General features: G+C 31.6%; 2 protein-coding genes. Both read left to right on the forward strand.

Features of this window, described 5'->3' with window-relative positions; all coding sequences use genetic code 11:
- Positions 1 to 118: 118 nt before the first annotated feature.
- Complete coding sequence (hemC, locus tag V6U76_RS05160; protein WP_333024065.1) at positions 119 to 1,000, forward strand: hydroxymethylbilane synthase; 882 nt, start codon at positions 119 to 121, stop codon at positions 998 to 1,000.
- On the forward strand, positions 987 to 1,880 hold the full coding sequence (murB, locus tag V6U76_RS05165) for a UDP-N-acetylmuramate dehydrogenase (protein ID WP_333024067.1): 894 nt from the start codon (positions 987 to 989) through the stop codon (positions 1,878 to 1,880). The genes hemC and murB overlap by 14 nt, the downstream gene beginning before the upstream one ends.
- Positions 1,881 to 1,996: the final 116 nt, after the last annotated feature.

Genomic DNA, 1,996 nt, shown 5'->3' on the forward strand with positions numbered 1-1,996 from the left:
AATCATTTTTATGGAAGTAACTTATAATCCCCTACATTATAAATTAAATGCTATATATTAATCAATAAAAATTTGAAATCTGAAATTAGTCTAATACTTAATTAGTAAGTGTTAATGCATGTTAATAAGAATAGGTACTAGAAAAAGTGATTTAGCAGTTGCTCAAGCTTTGGAGGTAAAACAAGAATTATTTAAGTACAGTACTAATTTTCTGATCAAAATTATAAAAATTACAACTTCTGGAGATAAATATCGTAACGTAAGTCTTACTGAAATAGGAGGTAAAGGGCTTTTTATTAAAGAAATTGAAAATGAATTACTTAATAATAATATCGATATAGCAGTTCATTCACTAAAGGATGTACCTGCGTTCTTTGCAAATGGCTTAACTATTCCATGTGTACTAAAAAGGTCTAGTCCTTACGACATTTTTATTTCATCGAAGTATGGGAGTATAAATTCCTTACCGTATGGTGCCACAGTAGGTACGTCATCAATTAGAAGAAAAATGCAATTATTACATTTGAGACCAGATTTAAATGTATTGCCTTTACGGGGAAATGTAGTAACTAGATTGCAAAACAAGGATTTTGATGGGATTATTTTAGCGGAGGCAGGATTACTCAGACTAGGTAAACATAATTTAATTAAGGAAGTATTGTCCCCAGAAAAAATGCTGAGTGCAGTAGGGCAGGGCACAATCTGTGTTCAGTGTAGAAAAGATGATATAAAGGTCGTGAATATTTTGAAGGAAATTAATGATAGAGAGTCTTTTGTGAGAATAAAAGCCGAGCGCAGTTTTATGAAAACAGTTAATGGTTCATGTTTTACACCTATGGCTGCACTAGCTGAATATGTAGATACAAATGTATTACGTCTTCGTTCCATGCTTGCAAATGGAAATAATCTATATTTTAATGAATGCATTTCTCCTGCAGAGAATGCAGAAGAAATGGGCGTTGATTCAGCACTAAGGTTAAAAATAAATGTTAGTCAGTAGCTTATTATTACCTGAGATACGTGGAGTATATCGTAAGAATACTTTAATGTCTCGAGTAACTTGGCTTGGCACAGGTGGTATAGCTGATCTCATATTTAAGCCATACGATACTGATGACTTGATATATTTTATTAAGAATATTAATTTGCCTATAGATGTAATTGGTGCAACTTCTAATATACTAATTAGAGATGGTGGGATAAAAAATTCAGTAATAAAATTAGGTAAAGAATTTGCATATTTTATATATAAGAATAACACCCTTCGTGTTGGCGGTGCAACTCTACTAAGTCGTCTTGCTTATTTTGCTCTAGAACATGAGATAGGAGGAATGGAATTTCTGGTTGGAATTCCTGGTACTATTGGTGGCGGCGTAGCAATGAATGCCGGTAGTTATGGAAGTAGTATGTCGGATATTTTAAAATCTGTTAAGGCAGTTAACCTAGAAAATGGTGAAATCTGCGTGATATCTAATAACGAAATGGAGTATTTTTATCGTGGGTATAATTTGAAAGGAAAGTGGATTTTTATCGAAGCTGAATTTAAAATAATAAAATCAAAATATCAAACAATCATAAAAACAATAAAAGAAAATATTGGTAAAAAGAAAAAAAGCCAAATAACTGTTGGTAGGACTGCTGGTAGTTTTTTTAAGAATACGACACACCACAAGGCATGGAAACTAATTGATAAATCTGGGTGTAGAGGTTTGAGCATTGGAGGTGCTAAAATTTCTGAAAAACACTGTAATTTCTTATTAAATTATAATAATGCAACTGCATCTGACCTAGAAAATCTTGGTAACGAGGTTCAAAAACGAGTAAAACAAAAATTCAATATTGATCTTGAATGGGAAGTTAAAATTCTTGGAGAATACTAATTTTATTGCTATATTCTATTGTGCACACTTTAGGTTATTAAACATAACCTAAAGTGTATAGTAAATTAACGTCTTGGAAATGAAGTACTAGGTTTGTATAAATCTTCATCAGTTGT

The sequence above is a fragment of the Wolbachia endosymbiont of Pentidionis agamae genome (genome assembly GCF_036711655.1).
GTDB lineage: Bacteria > Pseudomonadota > Alphaproteobacteria > Rickettsiales > Anaplasmataceae > JAZHPY01.

What these genes read in the sequence shown, in the direction of transcription:
- hemC (WP_333024065.1), top strand. Translation starts at nt 119, where the DNA reads ATGTTAATAAGAATAGGTACTAGAAAAAGTGATTTAGCAGTTGCTCAA.
- murB (WP_333024067.1), top strand. Translation starts at nt 987, where the DNA reads ATGTTAGTCAGTAGCTTATTATTACCTGAGATACGTGGAGTATATCGT.